11 protein-coding genes and 1 riboswitch are annotated in these 16707 nt (G+C 35.3%); of the genes, 5 read left to right on the top strand and 6 right to left on the bottom strand.

Going from position 1 to position 16707, the window contains the following annotated elements:
- Nucleotides 1-29 precede the first annotated feature (29 nt).
- From BK054_RS00475 to BK054_RS00455, 5 genes are all read right to left on the bottom strand, one after another.
- Nucleotides 30-794 carry a glycosyltransferase family 2 protein gene (locus BK054_RS00475; protein ID WP_006258650.1) on the bottom strand — a complete coding sequence of 255 codons (765 nt, stop codon included), beginning with the start codon at nucleotides 792-794 and terminating at the stop codon, nucleotides 30-32.
- 55 nt (nucleotides 795-849) lie between these two features.
- On the bottom strand, nucleotides 850-1593 hold the full coding sequence (locus BK054_RS00470; protein ID WP_006258649.1) for a glycosyltransferase family 2 protein: 744 nt from the start codon (nucleotides 1591-1593) through the stop codon (nucleotides 850-852).
- A gap of 50 nt (nucleotides 1594-1643) precedes the next feature.
- Nucleotides 1644-3512, bottom strand: coding sequence for an LTA synthase family protein (locus BK054_RS00465; protein WP_081048712.1), 1869 nt, complete (start codon nucleotides 3510-3512; stop codon nucleotides 1644-1646).
- Nucleotides 3513-3590: 78 nt separating this feature from the next.
- Entirely contained in the window at nucleotides 3591-4406 is an 816-nt protein-coding gene (locus BK054_RS00460) for a 2,3,4,5-tetrahydropyridine-2,6-dicarboxylate N-succinyltransferase (RefSeq protein WP_071306863.1), read from the bottom strand.
- Between the two features lie 31 nt (nucleotides 4407-4437).
- Nucleotides 4438-5277, bottom strand: coding sequence for an NAD(P)-dependent oxidoreductase (locus BK054_RS00455; protein ID WP_071306862.1), 840 nt, complete (start codon nucleotides 5275-5277; stop codon nucleotides 4438-4440).
- Between the two features lie 196 nt (nucleotides 5278-5473).
- Between BK054_RS00455 and BK054_RS00450 the strand changes: the two genes are divergently transcribed.
- The 4 genes from BK054_RS00450 to BK054_RS00435 all read left to right on the top strand — a co-directional run bounded on the left by BK054_RS00450 (nucleotide 5474) and on the right by BK054_RS00435 (nucleotide 13090).
- Nucleotides 5474-6337 carry a helix-turn-helix domain-containing protein gene (locus BK054_RS00450; RefSeq protein ID WP_006258645.1) on the top strand — a complete coding sequence of 288 codons (864 nt, stop codon included), beginning with the start codon at nucleotides 5474-5476 and terminating at the stop codon, nucleotides 6335-6337.
- Nucleotides 6338-7333: 996 nt separating this feature from the next.
- Entirely contained in the window at nucleotides 7334-8455 is a 1122-nt protein-coding gene (locus BK054_RS00445; RefSeq protein ID WP_025124660.1) for an efflux RND transporter periplasmic adaptor subunit, read from the top strand.
- A gap of 14 nt (nucleotides 8456-8469) precedes the next feature.
- On the top strand, nucleotides 8470-11604 hold the full coding sequence (locus BK054_RS00440) for an efflux RND transporter permease subunit (RefSeq protein WP_071306861.1): 3135 nt from the start codon (nucleotides 8470-8472) through the stop codon (nucleotides 11602-11604).
- A gap of 94 nt (nucleotides 11605-11698) precedes the next feature.
- Nucleotides 11699-13090, top strand: a complete 1392-nt coding sequence (locus BK054_RS00435; RefSeq protein WP_071306860.1) for a TolC family protein — start codon at nucleotides 11699-11701, stop codon at nucleotides 13088-13090.
- Between the two features lie 276 nt (nucleotides 13091-13366).
- On the opposite strand, the gene BK054_RS00430 is transcribed toward BK054_RS00435, so the two are convergent.
- Nucleotides 13367-13828, bottom strand: a complete 462-nt coding sequence (locus tag BK054_RS00430) for an Lrp/AsnC family transcriptional regulator (RefSeq protein WP_006258641.1) — start codon at nucleotides 13826-13828, stop codon at nucleotides 13367-13369.
- 162 nt (nucleotides 13829-13990) lie between these two features.
- Nucleotides 13991-14178, top strand: a riboswitch (cobalamin riboswitch).
- A gap of 179 nt (nucleotides 14179-14357) precedes the next feature.
- Here BK054_RS00430 and metE point away from each other — a divergent pair.
- A complete protein-coding gene (metE, locus tag BK054_RS00425) occupies nucleotides 14358-16667 on the top strand; it encodes a 5-methyltetrahydropteroyltriglutamate--homocysteine S-methyltransferase (RefSeq protein ID WP_071306859.1) in 2310 nt (769 codons plus the stop codon).
- Nucleotides 16668-16707: the final 40 nt, after the last annotated feature.

The raw sequence follows: 16707 nt of genomic DNA, 5'->3' as shown, positions 1-16707 counted from the left end.
ATTATAGACAACTCTATAATCTTTCTTTGTTATGATTTGATATCATTTCTTAACATCCATAGTTTTACATATCTAAGGAAGGTTGCGTAACTGTTTAAAACAGATAATATTAATCCTGGTACACCATCTCTAAATCCTTGTTGAATAAAATAGTGTTTTAAGAATCTAAACGCTGGTTTAAGAATAAAATGATATAGAGTTAATTTACCTGTTCGTTTATTATAATCCTCTGCTTGTAGAGTTGCATATTGATTAAGTTTTTGAATATGAATGTCAAATCCTCTATATGTATTATGATATAGTTTATTTTTTAAAAAGCCTATAGTGCCATCTACGACTAAGTTCTCATGAACATAGTTTTTATATGAACATTTGTGCTTATTAAATAGACGGATAACTTTGTCTTTCTGATATCCAGAATAATGTATAAGTTGATTAAAGAAGTAGTTCGATCTATATACCCAATAAGCTTCGTGATTATTTATGTTATCGTTATTTATCAGGACTTGTATCTCTTGTTTAAGGTCTTCTGTTAATTGTTCATCTGCATCTAATAATAATATCCAATCATTTTTAGCATGAGGTATAGCATAATTCTTTTGATTCGAGAAGTTGTCAAATTTGCGTTGTATAACTTTTGCCCCTAAGCCTTCAGCAATGCTTACAGTATTATCTTGACTATAAGAATCTATAACTATAATTTCACTTACAATGTCTTTAGCAGATAAAATACACTGTTTAATCTTGTCTTCTTCATTTTTAGTCGGGATTAAAAGAGTCAATTTATTGATCATTGTAATAATTTAAATGATGAATGTATTTAGTAATAGTAACAGAATAAAAGCTGCTTTATTGCTTATGCAAGTTAATTAATTTAGTATATTTCATAAAAGAAAAGAAAGATTGAATTAGAGCAAATGCAAGACCATCTATTCCATTAAAAATTCCTTTTTTAAAGAAATAACATCTAATGAAGGCTACAATACCGTTTAAAATAGGTTTAAACGAAGAAACTTTTTTGCCTTCATCAAAAAGTTGTTGAGCAGCCCAAGTAGAGTATTGATTTTTTTTGTCTATAACTTGTTTATAAGAGCTCCATCCATAGTGTAAAATATGGACGTTGATGCTCTTTTCATTTGTTGCTATAATATGTTGGTGAGCCATATGATCTGAAGGATAGGCTGTTTTTTTATTAAAAAAGCGAATCTTTGAATCAGGATACCACCCAGAGAAGTTAATTAACTTATTTCCTAAAAAGTTTTTGACTCTGAATTTATAAGCATCATAAGTATTATTCTCATAAGATTTTTTCGAAATGAAAGTTAATGCATCTTGATCCAAAAATTCATCAGCATCTAAGTTCATAATCCAATCGTTTTTACAATATTGTAATCCATAAGTTCGCTGGGGACCGTCGCCTAGGTATGCTTGAGAATAAACTTTAGCTCCTTTATTTTTAGCTATTTCCACTGTTTTATCTGTACTATTTGAATCTATAATGATTACTTCTTCACAATATTGAAATAATGAATCCAAACATTTTCCAATGTTTTTTTCTTCGTTAAATGTTATTACAAGTCCACTAATTGCCATGATCTATTTGTTCTCTAAAGATAATTGTTAAATGTAAGGTTATTATAATATTATTTCACAGTCAATTGATTGTTTTTAACTCTAGAATTAAAGGACTGTATATATGCTTTGATGAATTTTTCCATCTCTTCTCTTTTTGCAGCCTCTGTATTCATCAGGTTTTGCTTTAGTAGAGGATCTTTTTTCCAGTTGTATAGACCTAAGGTTTTCTTCCCGTCAAAAGCTAAGTAATAATCTCCTTTTTCATAGTTATAGATATTATCTAAGTAGTTTACTACAAAGTCTTGATCAGATTTATAAGATTTACCATAAGTAATAATCTTAGTATTAATCTGTAGATAGTCCAGTAAACTTGGTAGGATATCGATCTGTTGGAAGTTCTTCTCTACTTTTTCAGTTGTTATACTTGGGTCATTAGGAGCAAAGAACAAGATAGGAATACGGAATTTACCTACATTCGTTTTCCATTCATCTTCTATAGGTTCTGCACAGGTATGGTCTGCAGTAATAATAAAAATAGTATTGTTATACCACTCTTTATTTTTTGCAGTTTCGAAGAACTTTTTAAGAGAATAATCAGCATAGGCGATTGATTCGTGGATGTCTGCTTCTCCTTTAGGGAATTTACCTTTATACTTCTCAGGGATAGTATATGGGTTATGTGACGAAATTGTGAATAGAGTAGTAAAAAAAGGTTTCTTGAATCGGTCTAATTGTTTGATATAGAACTGTAAAAACTCTTCATCAAATACACCCCAAGTTCCGTCAAATGCATCAGGGCCTTCGTATTCATTCTTTCCATAATATTCATCAAAACCTGCTACATTAGCATATTGATCGAAGTTTTGACTACCGTTGAACGCACCATGGAAGAACGCAGTGTGATATCCATTTTCTTTTAATATTTTAGGTAGTGTATATACGTCGTTTAATGCATAGCTAGACGAAATAAACGTTCTATTCATTAAGCTAGGAATACTAGAGATAGACGATGGTACAGCATCGATAGATACTTTACCATTAGCGAATGCATTTTCGAAGAAATGACTATTCTGCGCTAGCGAATCCATAAATGGAGTCAATCCTCTATGCATCGTTTCTCTACCGAAACTTTCAACGATTAACAAGACAACATTCTTTTTATTAATACTGTCATATTTGAACTCTTGTACAGGATTAAATACCTGGTCTAGTTCAGCTTCAGTATAGAAGTTTACCTCTTCTAAGTTTTCGTTTCTTCCCATTGTTTTTAATACAGAGAATGGAGTGTTTAAGACTAGAGCTGTATTTTTTAATCCTCCATATTGAGATGCATCTACTAGACGAATAGGTTTGCGTTGTAATCCCCCACGACCTAATACTAGCATGATTCCTATTACTAATACCATCACGACAGTATCTTTAATATTGAATTTACTGCTTTTGATTTTGTAATCTATCTTTCTGTATATCAACCAGAATATTACGAAGGATAAGAACATATAGACTGGTATCCACCAGTAGTCTACAATGAAATTCTTTAATAATCCTGGTAATTCTTGTTCCATACCAGAGGCAGTGATAAAGGCATAAGAACTACGTCTACTGATAAATCTAAAGTATTCGTAGTCTACAAAGTTTAGACATAGTATGAATATATTCACTAAGTAGAAACTGTAAAATAAGAACTGTTGATATCCTTTGTTATTTTGAAATTTACCAGGGAATAAGTGTAATAAGGCGAATGCCATATTAATAAATCCTAGTGCCGCTAAGTCAAATCGAACACCTCCAAGGAATACCTTTAAATCCCAAGGATCTAATAAGTGTGAATTGTAAAAATAGAAACCTACTCTACATACTTGATAAAAGAAGAAGATTAAAAGAAATCTTTTAAAGAATAGGATACAATTTTGAGAAAATAATTTACTCATAATCAATAATAAAAACTTTTTTTAATAAATAAAAACAGAGCACAAAAGTACTCTGTTTTATGATAGTAATGGTATATTTAGTATTTATACAGCTACATTATATTCTCTTAAAGCATCGTTTAGAGATGTTTTAAGATCTGTAGATGGTTTTCTCTGTCCGATGATTAACGCACAAGGTACTTGGAACTCACCAGCAGGGAATTGTTTTGTATACGAACCAGGTATCACTACAGAGCGCTCCGGTACATATCCTTTTATTTCTTTAGGAGTATCTCCTGTTACATCTATAATTTTAGTAGATGCTGTTAGTACTACATTAGCACCTAATACAGCTTCTTTCCCTACACGAACACCTTCTACTACGATACAACGCGATCCGATGAATGCATTGTCCTCAATAATAACAGGCGCAGCCTGTAGAGGTTCTAGTACTCCTCCGATACCTACACCACCTGATAAGTGAACATGTTTACCTATCTGAGCACAAGATCCAACAGTAGCCCATGTATCTACCATCGTTCCTTCATCTACATAAGCACCTATATTCACATAAGAAGGCATAAGGATAACACCTGATGAGATATAAGCTCCATGACGAGCCACAGCATTAGGTACTACTCTGATTCCCTTTGCAGCATAATTCTTCTTTAGAGGCATTTTATCGTGGTATTCGAAGATACCAGTTTCTAAAGTTTCCATCTTTTGAATAGGGAAGTATAGCACTACTGCCTTCTTTACCCATTCATTGATTTGCCATTCTGTTCCCTTAGGTTCAGCTACACGCAATTTACCACTGTCAATCAGCTCTATAACTTCACGAATAGTATTTTGAGTGTTTTGATCTTGTAATAGTGAGCGGTCGTCCCACGCCTTTTCGATTACTTCTTGTAAGTGCGTCATCTGTATTAGATTGAGGTTTGTTAATATATAATTATTGAATGGCTTTGATTACCGCCATTAAGTCTTGTTCGGCTAATCCTTGTTCACTTGCTTTTGCATACGCTTGTTCAGCAGCTTGTGTCAGTGTAGTATTCCATCCTGCATCTTGTGCTAGGCGAATGTCCTTTAGCATAAATTTTAGTGGAAATGCAGCAGGATAGTTATCTTCTAGTATAGCAGGGGTCTTTATCTTACTCATACCAGAGCCACATGCACTATCATTTACGATAGCAGTCATCATCTCTCTTTTTATTCCATTCTGTTCTGCGTATAGTACAGTCTCTGCTAGCCCTTGTACTACTACAGACATATAGTAGTTAATTGCTAATTTAGCTTTGCTACCACTACCTGCCGTTCCTAAGTAATAATGGCTTTTACCCATTACTTCAAAAAGAGGTTCGCAAGTCAAATGATCTTCTAGATCACCACCCACTAAGAATAAGAGTGTACCATCTATCGCAGGTTTTACACTTCCTGATACAGGAGCATCTAGATAGAAAGCCTCTTTCTCTTGTACTTGTTGGTATAGTTTTTCAGCTAATGTAGGCGATATTGTACTACTGTTAACGAATGTTTTTCCCTTTAGATCCGTAGTGAGAATTTGCTCAAAAGTACTTACTACTATTTTATCATCAGGCAGTGTTAGAAAGATAATATCTGTCTTAGCGATAAAGTCTGTAAGATCTTCTATAGGAGTAGCTCCTTCAGCGATAAGTGGAGAAGTTTTAGCATTGTCTCTTCTATAGAAGTTTAGTTTATAACCTGCCTTTAAAAGATTGTGCGCCATAGGGGTTCCCATATTTCCTAATCCTATCCATCCTATTGTTTTCATATCTTTTATTTTTTGTGTTGAGGTTATTTTAATGATAAAGCAAATATAACGATATTTTTTTTGAGAGTCGTTTCTCATGCTATGGAGTTACAGATTTTATACGAATAAATGTAGTGAGGCAATGAGGTACAAGAAGTATCAAAAAACGAAATTATTCTAAATAACTTTCTATTTTTGCCTATCAGCTAGACTAGAAATGAAGAATATTAAATGGGAAACCTTAGATCGCTTAAAGAATAGTTTCAAAGAATTAGAGACTCAGGAGCACTATATCTATATGCCATTTATTAATCTAGCATACTATCCGGCAGAGCCATATCGGTCTAATTATTATGGAATAGGGCTTTTAGAAGAAGGAGAGATTACCTTCTATATCGATCTTACAGAGTATACTATCAAGGGGCCTGCCATTATTTTTGCAGATACTACATCAATTAAGAGATGGGACAAGACTCGTCGTACCTATGAGATGATGACAATCTTATTCTCAGAAGATTTCTTACAAGATAAGTTAGTAGAGAATAATGTACTCGCTTCTTTTTCGGATTTATCTAGTCTAGGAGGTTGTGTCACACAGTTAGATTCTAAGGAGTTTGAGAGTTTTAAAACCATGTTTAAGGTCATAGATCTCTATCATAATTCAACCAACTCTTTTCATACAGAGGTCATCAGAGGAGTAATCTACAGTATGATTAACGAAGTAGCGTATCTGTATGAGAAATATGGTAATGTGACCAAAAGTTTACATAAACTAGCTCTTAAGTTTAGAGAAGCAGTAGGTAAGCACTGTAAAGAACACAGAAGTGTACAGTACTACGCTGACTATCTTCATGTACATCCTAAATATCTAAGTCAAGTAATCTCATCAGAAACGGGACTGACTGCTAGTGAGTGGATCCAAAATCAAGTAGTCTTAGAAGCTAAAATCTTACTACAAGACCAAAACCTCTCTATAGGAATCATCGCAGAGATACTTCACTTCAGCGACCAGAGTACCTTTGGCAAATACTTTAAAAAGTATAGCAGTATTAGTCCTAGTGCTTATCGTCACAGTTTATAAGAGGAATTACTTATAAGAGCGTTATCATCTTTTTATTGATAATAGTATTACTTTTTTATAGCGTATCCCATTCTTGTTATAAGAGATAAGAATGCATTGCCAATTAATAGAAGTCCATTGCCTTCTTTTCTCTAGTTCTCCATTTTGTTAACCTATTTATTGAATATTGTGAATGATCATTAAGTGATTCATAATTGAGCACTGTGTTTTTCTCTAAATGAAATGATTGGAAAATACTGGGAGAATAAAAGAAGTATTCCTCGACAAAGCCCATTTTAGCTCCACCATTATCGGGGTATTCTCCATGTTTTGTCGAAGGAATTAGTATGAATGCTAGGTTATATAAGGGATGAGAGGAGATAGTGCTTTATCAGATAAAAATAGGAATAGATATTATTGTGTTGGTTAGTAGTGGTTTAAGTGTTTTTGTTCTTCAAAAAAGTGAATCTCTTTTTTACTATTTATGGCTAGAATTAGCCTAATAGATCCCTTTTAAGAAAAAATAGAGATTAAAAAAGTGTTTTATTGCTATAAATAGGTAGTAATAAGTAGATTATTTAAAAAAAGTGTTTCCCATTTTTTAAGAACTATAAATAGAAGGGATAAGTGGCTGAAACTTACTTATTGGCTAAAATTAACTTATTTAGAACGATTATAGTTAAATGTTTGAAATCCGACATTTTGAACATCTATACCGTGTTATAGTGCTTGTGTGCTAGTGCTCATTGATGGAATTTTGCCTCATGTTAATAGTAGCCTAATGGCTGTGTATTATATTCTTTTATAAGCTAGGGCATAGTGCGGTAGGGAAGAGAAATAATGTGTTTTGTACTTAAGGGAGATACTTCTTGATTTCTATAATCTTACCTTTTGACTAAAAAATCTACTTTTTACCCCTTTACCTCATTTTGTTTAGATAATACATTTGCCACGGGTTTAAATAGAAATAGTGCTACTACTTAACGCAATAGTTCAATCAATAATAAATAGTTAAAGATGAAAAAAACATCTACTTTTTTAGGTCTTACTACAATCGCCTTATTATGGGCATGTCAAGATAAAAAACAAGAAGCAGAATGGGGAGGAGACGGTCAAGTCGAGCAGTATCCTGTACTTTCAATAAAAGCGGAGCAAGCTAATTTATTTACAGATTATCCAGTGGTGTTACAAGGGATAAAAGATGTAGAATTGCGTCCAAAAATTGATGGTTTCGTGGAGACAATCTATGTGGATGAAGGACAAACAGTCAAAAAAGGGCAACCCTTATTCAAAATCTACGCTCCACAATATCACGAAGAGAGTGTGGCAGCGGTGGCTTCTATAAAAAATGCAGAGGCAGAGTTAAACAACGCTCGTATGCAAGTAGCTAAAGCTAAACCACTAGTGAGTGAAGGTATTATCAGTAACTATGAGTTAGAGTCTGCAGAGTATGCATTAAGAAGTAAAGAAGCACAACTAGCACAAGCTAAAGCAAACTTAAATAGTGCACAGGCTAATGTGGGATATACGCAGGTGGTAGCTCCCTTTGATGGAGTTATCGGGTTAATCCCTTATAAAGTGGGAGCACTGGTAAGTAGCGCTTCACCAGAACCTCTAACTACAGTATCTGAGATAGGAAGTATCAATGCTTACTTCTCTATGAATGAAAAAGAGTTTATCGACTTTATGCAAAAAGGAGGAGAACAAACTCTAGAACAGAGACTCGCGAGTATGCCTGAAGTATCTCTTTTATTAGCGAATGGAAGTGAATACAATCAGAAAGGAAAGATAAATACAGTGAGTGGACAAGTAGACCCTCGTACTGGAAGTGTGAACTTCAGAGCTGTGTTTACTAATCCACAGGGAATATTGAGAAGTGGAAATAGTGCTACCATTCGTGTACACGAGAGTGTAAGTGAAGCTATCCTAGTTCCTCAGAAGGCGACTTTTGAAGTGCAAGGAAAGCGTTTTATTTATGTGGCTAATGCAGAGGGTGTAGTGACTAGCACAGAAATTAAGGTTATGGAGAAGGTGCCTTCGAGTCAATACTTCGTAGTGACAAGTGGGTTAAAACCAGGAGACAAAATCGTAAGTGCAGATATAGGAGGACTACGTGAAGGAATGAAGATTAAAATGTAATAGAGGATAGCATTATGTTGAAAAGATTTATAGAAAACCCAGTATTATCTACCGTGATATCTATCATTATAGTAATACTAGGGTTGTTAGGACTATTCTCATTACCTATCACACAGTATCCTGAGATAGCACCACCTACAGTACAGGTGACTGCTAACTACCAAGGGGCAAATGCTGAGGCGGTAATGAAGAGTGTGATTATTCCATTAGAAGAACAGATTAATGGAGTAGAGAATATGGCGTATATGAACTCAAAGGCGAGTAATGATGGTTCGGCTGTTATTACCATCACTTTTACACAAGGAGCAGACGCTGATATGGCAGCTGTGAACGTGCAGAACCGTGTGAGCCAAGCCATGAGTCAATTGCCAGAAGAGGTAATAAAACAAGGGGTGACTACAACCAAGAGATTGAGTAGTGAGATATTCAGTTTCTTAATGTATAGCTCTGATAGTAGATATGATCAGGCATTCTTAGAGAACTATGCTCGTATCAATATTCTACCTAAGATCAAGCGTATCAATGGAGTCGGAGATGCCTCTATCTATGGAGGGCGTGAGTACAGTATGCGTATCTGGTTAAAGCCAAACGCAATGGCTTCTTACAGACTTACACCAAGTGATATCGTACAAGCGTTACAAGAGCAAAACGTAGAGGCAGCACCAGGTAAGGTAGGAGAGAATAGCAGACAGAGTTTTCAGTATGCTTTAAAATACACAGGTCGATTAGAAACACCTGAGGAGTTCGGAGATATTATTATCCGTTCTAATGGTACAGGTAAGATATTGCGCCTAAGTGATGTGGCAGAGATAGACTTAGGAGCCTACTCGTATGCGATGACCATGACTGCTTATAAACAGCACGGTACTTATATCGCGGTAAATCAGGTGGCAGGGTCTAATGCCCATGAGATTATTAAGCAATGTGAAGAATTATTAAAAGAAGCAGAAAAAGACTTGCCTGCGGGTGCGAAATTCGAAGTATATGCGAATTCTAATGATTTCTTATTAGCCTCTATTGATAAATTGATAGCGACTTTAATAGAAGCATTTGTATTAGTGTTCATAGTAGTATTAGTGTTCTTACAGGATTGGCGTTCTACTTTGATACCCGCTATAGCGGTACCAGTAGCTATCGTAGGTACGTTCTTTTTCTTGAATTTATTTGGCTTCTCTATTAACTTGTTGACTCTTTTTGCTCTAGTACTGTCCATCGGTATTGTGGTGGATGATGCCATCATCGTAGTAGAGGCAGTACATGCCAAGCTATATGAAGGAGCAGAGACAGCGAAGAAGGCTACAGTGAGCGCGATGAATGAGTTGACTACAGCTATTATTTCGATTACGTTAGTGATGTCAGCTGTATTCGTACCTGTTACATTTATCGAAGGATCTGTAGGGGTATTTTATAAAGAATTTGGTATCACATTAGCTGTCGCTATTTTGATTTCGGCTATTAATGCCTTGACACTGAGTCCTGCGCTATGTGCTATTATGTTGAAACCTGAGTCAGGTATACACGAGGAGAAAAGAGGTTTTGTCAATAGATTTAAATCAGCTTTTAATAGTTCATTTGACAGAATGACTAATCGCTATGTGGGTGTATTGGGCTTCTTGAATAAGAATAAATGGCTGTCATTAGGAAGTATCGTTGTATTCGGAGCCTTGTTTGTATTCTTAACGAAAACGACACCAACAGGATTCGTACCTAATGAGGATAGTGCTTCTATCTACGGTAATATTATCTTAGCTCCTTCTACTTCTCTTGAAGAGACTGAGCGTATCTCTAACGAGATCGATAGTATCGCGATGAGCATACCTGAGGTGAAGTTCACTTCACGACTAGCAGGTATGGACTTCTTCAGTGGGAATGGTAGCTCGTATGCTGTAGAGTTCATTAAGTTAAAACACTGGAAAGATCGCCCTAATCCAGAGCAAAATATTCACAGTGTAGTAGGACAATTATTTGCTAAGACAGCGCATATTAAGGATGCTAATGTTGTATTCTTTGCAGCACCTACACTACAAGGATTTGGTAACAGTTCAGGATTCGAAGTACAGTTACAAGATAAAACAGGTGGAGATTATAAGAAGTTTGAAGAAATAATAGGAGGGTTCTTAGGAGCGTTAAATCAACGTCCTGAGATTATGTATGCAACTTCGTCTTTTAATACGAACTTCCCACAGTATGAAGTGTCTGTCAATGTAGCAAAAGCAAAAGAGGCAGGAGTAGGGGTAACAGAGATTCTGACTACACTACAAGGGTATTTAGGAGGTATTTATGCAACGAACTTTAACCGCTTCGGTAAGCAGTATAAAGTGATGATACAAGCAGATCCTAATTTCCGTGAGAACAAAGAGGCTATCGATAAACTATATGTGAAGAATGAGCAAGGAGTAATGTCTCCTATCACAACCTTCATTGATCTGAAGAAAGTGTACAGTCCAGAGTTCTTGACGCGCTTTAATTTGTTTAACTCAGCTTTCGTGAATGGTAGCCCTAATCCAGGTTTTAGTTCTGGAGATGCTATACGTGCGATAGAAGAAGTAGCAGCACAGACTTTGCCACAAGGTTATGGTTTTGAGTATTCAGGATTGTCAAGAGAAGAGAGTGGTAGTGGTAATCAGACTGTTATTATTTTCGTGCTTTCTATCTTATTCGTTTACTTCTTATTAAGTGCTCAGTTTAAGAGTTATATACTTCCATTGGCAGTGTTGTTCTCTTTACCGATAGGGTTAGCAGGAGCTTTTATCTTCGCTAAGCTATTTGGAATAGAAAACAATATTTTCTTACAGATTAGCTTAATTATGTTGATTGGTTTATTAGCGAAGAATGCTATTCTGATTGTAGAGTTTGCCCTACAGAGAAGACAGTCAGGTCAGTCTATTACAGCGGCTGCTATAGAAGGGGCGCGTATTCGTCTAAGACCTATTCTGATGACTTCGTTTGCTTTCATATTTGGATTATTACCACTGATGATGGCGACAGGAGCAGGAGCATTGAGTAATAAATCAATTGGTACAGCTGCGGTAGGAGGAATGTTGATTGGTACGCTGATCGGGGTATTAGTTATCCCTTCATTATTTGTTGTGTTCCAGGCGTTACAAGAGAAAATAAGTGGAGCTCCTGTATTAGAAGAACAAGAGTAAGTGTAATTATAAAGTGAGAAATGTATAAGTGTATCTAAGGGTGCACTTATACGTTACACAATGACTTAAGTCAATGCGATAAATCAGAAGAATCATGAAATGGACATATAAAATATATATAGGTGCTCTGGCTATAGGGATGTTGGCCTCATGCCAATCCACACAGAGTTATCAGCACTTAGATATTGCTGCAAAAGAGCTTTATCGAGATACCCAAGAAGGGGACACATTAAGTATAGGCATGATGCCTTGGCAAACTTTGTTTAAGGATGCAAAGCTACAAGAGCTAATAACAGAAGGAATAGAAAATAACCTAGACCTGAAGATGGGAATAGAAAGGCTACATGCTTCAGAGGCGTTATTAAAACAATCTAAAGCTGCTTTCTTACCTGACTTAAGTATAGGTGGAGGAGTGAAAAGATCAAGATTATCTTATCCTCAGGGGTTTGGTTTTGTAAAAAATGCTACGCAGTATGATGTATTCGCTAATACTTCTTGGGAAATAGATGTATGGGGGAAATTAGCGAGTAGCAAGCGTGCCGCTTATTACAGAATGTTACAGTCTGATGCAGGACAAAAGGCAGTACAGACTCAGATAGTAGCTCAGATAGCGGATTATTATTACCAATTATTGGTGTTAGATCAACAACAAACTATTATCGAAAAGACGATAGTGAATAGAAAAGTAGATGTTGAAACAATGCAAAAGTTGAAGGAGTCAAGTGTAGTAACAGGTGCGGCTGTGGTACAGAGTGAAGCTAACTACTATGACGCTGAGGCTACACTACCTGGTGTGAAACGCCAAATCAGAGAAGTAGAAAATGCATTGAATGTTCTATTAGGGAAACCTGTAGGTACAATAGATAGAGCTAACTTAGCTGTACAAGAACTACCAATAGAACCAAGTATAGGGATACCTGCACATCTATTAAAGAATAGGCCTGATGTGATGGCAGCAGAGTATGAGTTGGCAGCCTATTTTGAAGATGTGAATGCGGCTAAGAGAGCATTCTACCCTTCATTAAATATCACAGGAGGAGCGGGATTCTCTAGTTACGAGTTTAAAGATTGGTTTACTTCTACAGGATTGTTTGCTAATATAGCAGGAGGTTTATTACAGCCTATCTTTAATAAAAGACAAAATAAAACAAGGTTAGAGATAGCGAAAGCAAGTTATCAAGAGAAAGCGTATAACTTCCAAAAGGCAATGTTAGTAGCAGGGCAAGAGGTCTCTGATGCACTATACGCTTATGAAATGGCAGGAGAGCAACTGACTATAAGACAACAACAAGTGGATAAGTTAGCCTTAGCTGTTGATTATACAAAGAAGTTATTAGTGTATCATTCATCAACGAATTATACAGATGTATTGACTTCAGAACAAGCACATCTTTATGCACAATTAGCACATAGTAATGATCAACTATTAGAATGGCAAGCCATTATTAAGCTTTATAAAGCATTAGGAGGAGGTTGGAGAGAATAATTTTTTCCATTTATATATAAAGTAATGAAAGTGATACTATAGTGAGAACAATCTTTATAGTAGATTATTAATTACTTGACTCAATCTGTTCGTCGGCATTTTACTTTTAGATAGTTAATCATCGTGCTAATTTGGAAACTATTTATAAAACTGGATTATGTCAATAGATTGAGTCTTTCTAGACAAATAATCTTTGTCGATTTTTTACTACTTTTTAATTGAGAGAGCCACATCGTGAGATGTGGCTTTTTTGTTTTAATTGATTTCTTTTAATATTTAAAAAGAAATGTTGTGAGTGTTCTTAATTTCTCTCATCACAAAAGAGCTATGAGTACTACCAATGCTGTCTACCATTGCAAGTTTATTAAATACAAAGTCTTGGTAGTGTTTCATATCATTAGCATATACTTTTAGGATAAAGTCAAAATCTCCTGATATATTATAACATTCAACAACTTCGTCTATTAGCATAATATCTTCAACAAATTTGTTATTGATAAGGCGTTCATGCTGTTTGAGCTTAATATTACAGAATACAATAAAGCCTTTATTTAACTTTTCTGCATCTATTAAGGCAATATATTTTTTGATAAAACCTTCTTTTTCTAGTCGTTTTATTCGCTCAAATACTGGGGTAGCAGAAAGGTTTACTTGTTGAGCAATCTCTTTTGTCGTCAGGTTAGAATTATCACACAGTATTCGAAGTAGTTTTAAATCGGTCTCATCTAGGTTATGCATCAGAATAATATTTTGTTTTAGTAGTACCAAATGTAATGATAATAGAATTAAAATCTTGTATAATAGTTTATATGGTTATTTATTCTTAATTGATGAGAGTTTTATGTGTTTATATTCTATAATTGTATCTTTGTTTAGAATTAATGAATTGTTCTTGAAATACTTCATCAAGCGAAAATAGGTTTTACTTAACTGTAGATTAAAAGGGAATCGTGTGAGAATCACGAACTGTCGCGCAACTGTAAGTAACATTGAATATACTAGTCATATTATGCTCACTGATATAAAATCGGGAAGGGCGATTAGTGTAGTTATAAGTCAGGAGACCTGCCATTTTTGAATTGACAATGCTTTCGCGGTAAAGAGCTATAAGTCAGGTTTGATGCTATGATGTACTGTTTCTATGTTATATAGAAGTAGTATTGTATAGCTATACCTTATCTATTAGAGTTTCCCCACTACCGTGTAATGCATTAGGAAGAGAGAACTTTTTAAGTGATTAATTAACCATTTTAAAAAGTTGTGAAAAATGCAAACACAAGTATTAGGCTATCCGCGTATTGGTGGCCAAAGAGAGCTGAAAAAAGCAAATGAACAGTATTGGGCTGAGAAAATTGAAAGAGAAGAGTTAGAGCAGGTTGCGCAAGCTATTCGTCATCAAAATTGGCAATTACAAAAGACAGCAGGTATTACATTAATTCCTTCTAATGACTTTTCATTTTATGATCAGGTATTGGATTGGAGTTTAACCTTAGGAGCTATTCCTAAAAGGTATCAGCCTCTCCGTACAAATGAAGGTCTGTCTTTACTAGATTTATACTTCGCGATGGCTAGAGGGTATCAAAAAGGCGGATTTGATATTACTGCTATGGAAATGACAAAATGGTTTGATACTAACTATCACTATATCGTACCGGAGTTTTATAAAGGACAGCAGTTTGAATTAACTTCACTAAAGGTAGTAGAGGAATATCAAGAAGCCAAAAAGATTGGTATAGAGACGAAGCCTGTTATCTTAGGTCTTGTTTCTTATTTGCTATTAGGTAAGGTAAAAGAACAAGACTTTAATGTATTGAGCTTAGCAGATAGTTTATTACCTGTATATCTTGAAATAATAAAACGTCTGACAGATGAAGGAGTTCAATATATACAAATTGATGAACCTTTTCTAGTGCTTGACTTGACAGAAGAACAGAAAAAAACAATCACATCGTTTTACAATACGATACAATCTACTTTTCCAGATCTTAAGGTAATTGTAGCTACTTATTTTGGAGGGTTAGAAGATAATGCTTCATTGGCATTGGCATTACCAGTAGAAGTATTGCATATTGATCTAGTGCGTAATGAAGAGCAGCTAGAAGAGATACTTAATAAGGCTCCGTCTAGTTTAAAGTTGTCACTAGGTGTGGTGGATGGTCGTAATATCTGGAAGAATGATTATGAACAATCGTTAACATCGATAGATAAAGCTATTGAGCGAAGAGGGAAAGAGACAATTATCATAGCAACATCGTGTTCTTTACTTCACAGTCCTATTGATTTAGAAGGAGAGGTGAAATTAACATCAGAAATCAAGCAATGGCTTGCTTTTGCTAAACAAAAGGTTCAGGAAGTAGTAGATTTAGCTAAGTTAGCGAGTGTTGCAGATAGAGAGGGGGTATCAGCTTATCAAGAGAATAAAATAGCTCAATACAATAAACGTACATCTGCATTAATACATCATGAAGCAGTCAAAAAACGCGTACAAGGAATCACAGCACAAGATGCACAAAGAAAAGCTCCGTTTAGTACAAGACAACCCTTACAACATAAAGCATTAGACCTTCCTTTATTTCCAACAACAACAATCGGTTCATTCCCACAGACGACAGAAGTAAGACAGTGGAGAGCTAAGTTTAAAAAAGGAGAGCTTACAGAGCAACAGTATGAAGATTTATTAAAACAAGAGACGGCTAGAGCTATACAGTGGCAAGAAGAAATAGGGCTAGATGTATTAGTACATGGAGAGTTTGAACGCAATGACATGGTGGAGTACTTCGGAGAACAGCTAGAAGGATTTACATTTACTCAGAATGGTTGGGTACAGAGTTATGGAAGTAGATGTGTGAAACCTCCTGTTATTTATGGAGATGTGTATCGCAGTAAGCCATTGACAGTATTTTGGTCTGCTTATGCTCAGTCATTGACTAAACAAAAAGTAAAAGGAATGTTGACAGGGCCAGTGACGATATTACAGTGGTCTTTTGTACGAAATGATATTCCTAGGTCTGAGACCTGTACTCAAATAGCTTTAGCAATTAGAGATGAAGTAGTAGATTTAGAAAGTGCTAATATTGAAATCATTCAGATTGATGAGCCTGCGATAAGAGAAGGCTTACCATTGCGTAAAGCAGCATGGGATAGTTATTTGGAGTGGGCTGTAAGAGCATTTAGAATTTCTGCTTCAGGAGTGAAGAATGAAACACAGATTCACACTCATATGTGTTATTCTGAGTTTAACGATATTATACAGCATATTGCGGCTATGGATGCAGATGTGATTACGATAGAGTGTTCTCGTTCACAGATGGATTTATTAGATGCTTTTGCGGTATTTAAATACCCAAATGAGATTGGACCAGGAGTATATGATATTCACTCTCCACGTGTACCTACAGAAGAAGAAATGTTGTATCTAATTAAAAAGGCAGAAAATTATATACCAACAAAACAATTATGGGTAAACCCTGACTGTGGATTGAAAACGCGTCATTGGGAAGAGACTGAAAAAGCGCTTATAGCGATGGTGAATGTCTCTAAAAAATTGAGGGAAGAAAGTTTAGTAGAAGCTATTTAATAGAATAAGGCTCTTGATGATCTACAAGAGCCTTATTTCT

This window comes from Myroides sp. ZB35, from assembly GCF_001865835.1.
GTDB classification, from domain to species: domain Bacteria; phylum Bacteroidota; class Bacteroidia; order Flavobacteriales; family Flavobacteriaceae; genus Flavobacterium; species Flavobacterium odoratimimum.
The sequence above is the reverse complement of the archived record's forward strand: the minus strand, read 5'-3'. Positions and strand labels throughout refer to the sequence as shown.

What these genes read in the sequence shown, in the direction of transcription:
- BK054_RS00450 (WP_006258645.1), top strand. Translation starts at nt 5,474, where the DNA reads ATGAAGAATATTAAATGGGAAACCTTAGATCGCTTAAAGAATAGTTTC.
- BK054_RS00470 (WP_006258649.1), bottom strand. Translation starts at nt 1,593, where the DNA reads ATGGCAATTAGTGGACTTGTAATAACATTTAACGAAGAAAAAAACATT.
- BK054_RS00435 (WP_071306860.1), top strand. Translation starts at nt 11,699, where the DNA reads ATGAAATGGACATATAAAATATATATAGGTGCTCTGGCTATAGGGATG.
- BK054_RS00460 (WP_071306863.1), bottom strand. Translation starts at nt 4,406, where the DNA reads ATGACGCACTTACAAGAAGTAATCGAAAAGGCGTGGGACGACCGCTCA.
- BK054_RS00455 (WP_071306862.1), bottom strand. Translation starts at nt 5,277, where the DNA reads ATGAAAACAATAGGATGGATAGGATTAGGAAATATGGGAACCCCTATG.
- BK054_RS00475 (WP_006258650.1), bottom strand. Translation starts at nt 794, where the DNA reads ATGATCAATAAATTGACTCTTTTAATCCCGACTAAAAATGAAGAAGAC.
- BK054_RS00445 (WP_025124660.1), top strand. Translation starts at nt 7,334, where the DNA reads ATGAAAAAAACATCTACTTTTTTAGGTCTTACTACAATCGCCTTATTA.
- metE (WP_071306859.1), top strand. Translation starts at nt 14,358, where the DNA reads ATGCAAACACAAGTATTAGGCTATCCGCGTATTGGTGGCCAAAGAGAG.
- BK054_RS00440 (WP_071306861.1), top strand. Translation starts at nt 8,470, where the DNA reads ATGTTGAAAAGATTTATAGAAAACCCAGTATTATCTACCGTGATATCT.
- BK054_RS00430 (WP_006258641.1), bottom strand. Translation starts at nt 13,828, where the DNA reads ATGCATAACCTAGATGAGACCGATTTAAAACTACTTCGAATACTGTGT.